The sequence below is a fragment of the Burkholderia sp. MSh2 genome, from assembly GCF_000731655.1.
GTDB classification, from domain to species: domain Bacteria; phylum Pseudomonadota; class Gammaproteobacteria; order Burkholderiales; family Burkholderiaceae; genus Burkholderia; species Burkholderia paludis.
In genome coordinates this window covers 22,217-28,525 of the sequence record NZ_JPGM01000091.1, presented here as the reverse complement: position 1 = coordinate 28,525, position 6,309 = coordinate 22,217, and the positions used below count along the sequence as shown (strand labels likewise).

Genomic DNA, 6,309 nt, shown 5'->3' with positions numbered 1-6,309 from the left:
GCCTGCGCAAGGCGTATGCGCAGCAGGCGAACCTGATGCGGGCGATGGTGTCGCGGTTCTTCCCGGAAGGCACGCGCATTTCGAGTCCGGCGGGCGGATACGTGCTGTGGGTCGAGCTGCCCGCGCAGGTCGACGCGATGCGCCTGTACCAGCTCGCGCTGGAGCAGGGGATCACGATCGGGCCCGGCTACATGTTCTCGATCACGGACAGCTTCCGGAACTTCATCCGGCTGAACTACAGCAGCCCGTGGTCGCCGGAGATCGAGCAGGCGGTGATCACGGTCGGGAAGCTGGCCGCGGCGTGCATGCGCTGAACGGGCGCGGGTGCACGCATCGAGCGTCAACGACGGAGCCGGCCTCGCGCCGGCTCTGTCGTTTGCGGGGCGGCCTGTTGCGTCGCCGCCCCGTTCAAGGGGACCGCCGTGTCAGTAGTCCAGTTCGAGCGACGCCATGAAGGTGCGCGGCGTGCCGAGATACGCGGTATTCGCGCCGGGACTGCCGACGATGTTGCCGTCCGCGACGGACGCGTAGTAGCGCTTGTCGGTCAGGTTGACGACCTGGAAGCGGAACGTCTCGCGATGGCCGAAGAACGCGTTCGAATAGCGCAGCCCGAGGTCGAACGTCGCATAGCCCGCGGCGAACGAGTTGTTGGTGTTGGTCGCGGCGCGCTTGCTTTCGACGTGCACGGCGCCGGTGAACGCGACACCGTCCGCAAAGGCCGGATGGTAGTCGGCCGCGAGATCGCCCTTGAAGCGCGGCACGCCGACGACCATGCCGCCGTCGGTCGCGGGATTGCCGGTGTGGTTCAGCGTGGCGTCCACATAGGTGACGCCGCCGAACAGGCTCAGGTCGTGCGTCAGCTCGCCCTGCACGAACAGCTCGGCGCCGATGTCGTGCTGCGAGCCGATCACCGAGAAGACGTTGGTGGCCGCATTCGTCGCGCCCAGCGGGCGCGTCATCCAGAATGCGTCGGCGCTGATCAGGAAGTCCGGATTGGGGGCGTATTTCGCGCCGATTTCGTATTCGTGATCGCGGTACGGCGTCATGAACTGGTTCGCGTTCGCGGTGCCGGCCGGCGCCTGGTCGCCTTGTTCCAGCGCGCTCGTGAAGGTCGCGTAGGTCGTCAGCGCCTGCGTCGGCCGGTAGATCACGCTCAGCGTCGGGCTCAAGGCGCCCGCCTGCGCGTTGCCGCCCGTCTCGCGGCCCTTCGCGTCGAAGCTGCGCTGGTCGATGAAGGTCGAGTTCAGCACGCCCTGGATGGCCCACCGCGGGTTAAGGTGCAGCGTGTCGCCGAGCACGATGGTCTGCTCGGTCAGGGTCGCCGAGCGGTACTGGCCGCCATTGTTCGGCACCGGCGGCGCCGCGAACACGGCCGGGTTCGCGAGGCTCGCGCTGCCGAGCACGGTCGCGATCGGGTTGCGCGACGAGTACTGCGCGTTGTCGAAGCCGTTCGTGCCGAGCGTGAAGTCGTTCATCATCCCCAGTACGGAGAAATGACCGTTCAGCGAAGCCGTGTCGCTCGCGATCGCGAAGTGCGGCACCGCGTTGAAGTTCTTCGTCACCGTATAGCGGCCGGTGTTGTCCGTCAGCGCATTGGTGATGCCGTACAGACCGCGGTCGGCGTTCTGGTAGAGCAGGCCGACCTCGACGTTCCACTGGTCGTCGATGTCGTGCTTCAGCTTGATCGACGCGGTGTTCGTGATCAGATCCGTGCCGGCGCCGGGCTGCCCGTAGCCGAGCCGCGTCGGGTCGACGGCCGCCGGCAGGAACGTGCTCTTGCCGCTGTCGTAGGTGATGCTGCCGGGCAGGCCGGTGATGTTGGTCTGGTAATGGCTGAAGCTGGTCTCTACGACGGTTTGCCGGTCGAGGTGGAAATCGAGCGCCGCGCTCAGCAGCGTGCGGTTGCTGCGGCTGTCGGGCGCCCAGCTGCTGCCTTCGCCGTGCACCAGGTTGAAGCGATAGCCGATCGCGCCGTCGGGGCGGATGCCGTCGGGGCCGACGCGGCCGCCCACGTCGAGCGCCTCGGTAAACACGCTGGTGGAATCGTAGCCCTCGGTGAAGCGGAACAACGGCTGGTCGGTGGGACGCTTCGACACGTAGTTGAACGTGCCGGCCGGCGTTTGCGGGCCGTAGAGCGAACCGGCCATGCCGTTGAGCACCTGGATGTCCTGCAGGTTTTCGGCCGGAATGGCGGTGGTGCCGATCACGTTGAAGCCGTCGAGCCGCGTGTTCTGCACGATCGACCCCTGGAAGCCGCGCGACTGCGGGCGCGAGACTTCATAGCCCTGCTGGTTGCGGATCGTGACGGAAGGCAGGTAGCGCAGCGCGTCGTTGACCGTCGCTACCTGCTGGTTCAGCAGGAGCCCTTGCGGCACGACCGTGACGGACGCGGGAATGTCCTGGATCGCCTGCGTGCCGAGCGCACCCATGGCCGCGCTGTCCGTGAAATAGCGGGCCGTTCCGGGCGCCGGCGCCGAGACGTCGATCGGCGGCAGGACGGTTTCGCCGGGCGACTGCTGCGCGTGAGCCGCGCCGATCCAGGCGGCAAACACCGCCGGCCCCAATACCCATTCTCTTTTCTTCATGTGCATCAGCTTCTGGCGCTGCTCCGTTCAATATGCGAGCGAGCGCTTCGATATGTTTGGTCGGATATAACGAGATCGAAAAAAAGCGCTCATGGGTCCAGGGCGAACGAATGAGCGCTCGTGATGTTCGTTGCGATACAACGCCGGCAGGCCGGCGTCACGCGGTCCGGTGCAGCGTTGTCGTGCCGATTTTATCGTCGGGGTGCTCGCGGCAAGCGGGGCAATCGGTCCGCGGCCGACAGAGCACAGTGCGCGGGCGACCGGCCCGGTGCAAACGGCCGGCCGGGGCGTCATGACGCTACGCGTCGGGGGCGGGGCGGCACATCGTCGTCTGGTATTTGAGCGGCGTCGTATGCAGCACGCGCTTGAACATCGCGGCGAAGGAATTGGCATCGGCGTAGCCGAGACGGCGAGCGACTTCGTCCACGGGCGCATTCGTCGACAACAGGCACATTGCCTCGGATACGCGCATCTGCTCGCGCCACTTCGCGAACGGCATCCCGGTCTCGCGCTGGAAATGCCGCGCCAGCGTTCGCGAACTCGCGCCGAAGCGGTCGCCCCAATGTTCCAGCGAATCGCTGTTGGCCGGTTCGGCCACCAGCGCCTCGCAGATGCGGCGCAGCCGCGGATGCTGCGGTAGCGGCAGGCGACCGTGCAGGTCGTCGCCCGGCGCGATCGCGGCAAGCAGGTTGACGATCAGTTGCGTGAGGATGTCGGCCAGGCTGCCCGGTTCGCGCGGAAGCACCGGCTGGCGAGTCATCGCCAGGATCGCCTCGCGCAGCAGCGGGTCGACGGGCAGGAGGCGACCCTCGTCGTTTCCGCAGATCGGACACGGATCGACGTAAAGGGTGCGGAATCCGACCTTGCCGACCATCTCCAGCTCGTGCTCCACGCGCGGCGGCACGAGCATCGCGCAATCGGGCGTCACGACCCAGCTCGCGGCCGGCGTGCGCACGCGAATCAGGCCGCGGGTTGCGTACAGCAACTGCGCGCGCGGGTGGGTATGCGCGACCTCGCGCGCGCCCGATTCGTATTCGATCGCCTGCCCGAACACGGCAGGCAGGCTGCCCGCTGGCGGAGGGGCGACGGAAGGCGGCGGCGCACGGCGCGAATTGTCCGTTTCATTCGAAAACCCACTCATAACGCTCATCGTTGCCAAAACATGTCCGGATCGGCCCCACAGGTCGTCTGCCTCTGCGGAGCGCCAACTAATAACATCTGACCTCGCCAGACGGCCGCCCGGCGTGTGTTCACGGGGTGCGGCGCCTGGGCCATCGAACGACACAGTCCCCCATCCGCGCATCGCCTTTGCCTGCGGCGTCCGTTGCCGCGGGGATTATAGCTTCAGAAAACGTAATAAGACGCATTATCATTAACATTCGCGAGTGGATTGACGATGAAGGGACGCAAGGACAACACCATGGCCGGGCCGCGCGGATGGCGCGCGGCGTTTTTGCCCACACGGGCGGCGCTGCTGGGCATGCCGCTGGCCGTTTCCGCGCTTGCGCACGCGCAGTCGGGCGACGACGCGACCCGCACGCAAGGCGCGCAGCGCGCCGGCCAGGGCGCCGCGGCCGTTTCGGCGCCGGCACAGGATGCACGGCCGGCGGTCGACGGCACGCTGCCGGCCGTCAACGTGCTGGCGCAACGCGAGTCGCCGACCGGCCCGACCGCCGGCATCGTCGCCACCCGCGCCACGACCGCCACCAGGACGGACACGGCGATCGTGCGCGTGCCGCAGTCCGTGTCGGTCGTGACGCGCGACCAGATGGAGCAGCAGGGCGCGACCACGGTCGACCAGGCGCTGCGCTACACGCCGGGCGTGTATTCGCAGGACTCGACCGACTTCCGCTTCGACCAGTTGCGCGGGCGCGGCTTCGACTACACGGAATATCTCGACGGTCTCGCGCTGCAGTTGAACCAGTATTACGCCAATCCGCGGATCGACCCGTACTTCCTCGAGCGCATCGAGGTGATGCGCGGCCCGGCGTCGGTGCTCTACGGCGCGGGCAGCCCGGCCGGCATCGTCAACATGGTGTCGAAGCTCGCGACGGAGGATCAGGTCAACGAGGTTCAGCTGCGCCTCGGCAATCACGACTACTACGGCGCGGCGTTCGACGTCGGCGGCAAGGTGGACAAGGACGGCACCGTGCTGTGGCGGATCGTCGGGCTCGGCCGCGACGCCGATACCCAGGTGGGCGGCGTCAAGGATCAGCGCGTCGCGATTGCGCCGAGCGTCACGCTCAAGCCGGGCGCCGACACGCGCCTCACGCTCTATGCGCAATATCAGCGCGATCCCGCGGGCGGCCAGTTCGATTCGCTGCCGGTGCAAGGCACGGCAACCTACAACCCGAACGGCAGGATCAGCCCCGGCACCTACGTCGGCAATCCGGACGACGACTACTTCCGCCGCACGCAGTACGCGTTCGGCTACAGGTTCGAGCAGAAGCTCGGCAATGCCTTCACCTTCCGCTCGAACGCGCGCTACATGCACGACGACGTCGACTACCATCAGTCGTACTTCGGCACCTGGAAGGCGGGCACGAACCAGTCGGTGCTCACGATGAACGCGTTCCTCGACCGCGAGCACCTGAGCCAGTTCGCGATGGACAACCAGCTCGAGGCGAGATTCTCGACCGGCGACGTCAAGCAGACGGTGCTCTTCGGCGTCGACTATCAGCGGCTGCTGAGCGGCACGAATTCGGGTTCGGGCGCCATCGGCACACTCGACCCGTTCAACCCGGACTTCTCGGCGCTTGGCCGGATCACGAAGACGACCAAGCGTGTCGACACCGCGACCGACCAGCTCGGCGTCTATCTGCAGGACCAGATCGAGTATCGCCGCTGGCTGCTCACGCTCGGCATCCGCAACGACTGGACCTCGACCAACATCCAGACGAGCGGCTCGACCTCGAGCCTGCAGAACCAGACGCCGCATGCGTTCACGTGGCGCGGCGGCCTGTCGTATCTGTTCGACAACGGCATCGCGCCGTACTTCTCGTACGCGAAGTCGTTCCAGCCGACCACCGGCGTGAACTTCGCGGGCCAGGCGCTGGTGCCGACCACCGGGCAGGAGTACGAGGTGGGCGTGAAGTATCAGCCGACGAGCTATCGCGCGCTCTATTCGGCGGCGCTGTTCGATCTCACGCAGCACAACGTCACGACCGCCGACCTGAATCACCCCGGCTATTCGGTGCAGACCGGCGAAGTGCGCTCGCGCGGCCTCGAACTCGAGGGCCGCGTGCAGCTCACCGACGCGCTCGCGATTCTCGGCTCGTATACGTATCTGAACCAGGTCGTCCTGAAGTCGAACACGGCGTCGCAAGTCGGCAAGCGTCCGACCTTCGCCCCGCGCAACATGGCCAGCATCTGGGCCGACTACACGCTGCACGGTGGGCCGCTGCGCGGCCTGGGCTTCGGCGGCGGGGTGCGCTACCTGGGCATGTCGGCGGGCGATACGGCCAACACCTTCGACGTCAGCAGCGTGGTGCTGCTCGATGCGGCCGTGCATTACGACATCGGCAACTGGAAATTCGCGCTCAACGCGACCAACCTGACGAATCGGACCTACGTCGCGTACTGCTCGGGCGGCGCGTGCTACTACGGCTCGAAGATCGGCGCGCTGGGTACGGCGAAGTATCAGTGGTAAGCCGATCGCGACGAGGGCCGCGGCCCCGTGTCGAACCCGTCGGCTCCAAGGTTCCGGCACGTCGCGGCCCCGGGT

At 67.0% G+C, this 6,309-nt stretch carries 3 protein-coding genes and 1 pseudogene; 2 read left to right on the top strand and 2 right to left on the bottom strand.

Features of this window, described 5'->3' with window-relative positions:
• Positions 1 to 314 (top strand): annotated as a pseudogene (locus GQ57_RS35205) (PLP-dependent aminotransferase family protein); the annotation flags it as partial.
• Between the two features lie 111 nt (positions 315 to 425).
• Here GQ57_RS35205 and GQ57_RS35200 read toward each other — a convergent pair.
• Together GQ57_RS35200 and GQ57_RS35195 are read right to left on the bottom strand one after the other, a co-directional pair.
• The gene (locus tag GQ57_RS35200; RefSeq protein ID WP_160257587.1) at positions 426 to 2,585 is read right to left on the bottom strand and encodes a TonB-dependent receptor; all 2,160 of its coding nucleotides are present in this window, start codon (positions 2,583 to 2,585) and stop codon (positions 426 to 428) included.
• A 298-nt stretch (positions 2,586 to 2,883) separates the two neighbouring features.
• Positions 2,884 to 3,726: an AraC family transcriptional regulator gene (locus tag GQ57_RS35195; protein WP_160257586.1), complete on the bottom strand. Its 843-nt coding sequence runs from the start codon at positions 3,724 to 3,726 to the stop codon at positions 2,884 to 2,886.
• A 255-nt stretch (positions 3,727 to 3,981) separates the two neighbouring features.
• Between GQ57_RS35195 and GQ57_RS35190 the strand changes: the two genes are divergently transcribed.
• Positions 3,982 to 6,234, top strand: a complete 2,253-nt coding sequence (locus GQ57_RS35190) for a TonB-dependent siderophore receptor (protein WP_235215183.1) — start codon at positions 3,982 to 3,984, stop codon at positions 6,232 to 6,234.
• Positions 6,235 to 6,309 lie beyond the last annotated feature (75 nt).

Bases quoted from the DNA above. Each gene is read 5' to 3' on its own strand.
- GQ57_RS35200 (WP_160257587.1), bottom strand. From the start codon at position 2,585: ATGAAGAAAAGAGAATGGGTATTGGGGCCGGCGGTGTTTGCCGCCTGG.
- GQ57_RS35195 (WP_160257586.1), bottom strand. From the start codon at position 3,726: ATGAGTGGGTTTTCGAATGAAACGGACAATTCGCGCCGTGCGCCGCCG.
- GQ57_RS35190 (WP_235215183.1), top strand. From the start codon at position 3,982: ATGAAGGGACGCAAGGACAACACCATGGCCGGGCCGCGCGGATGGCGC.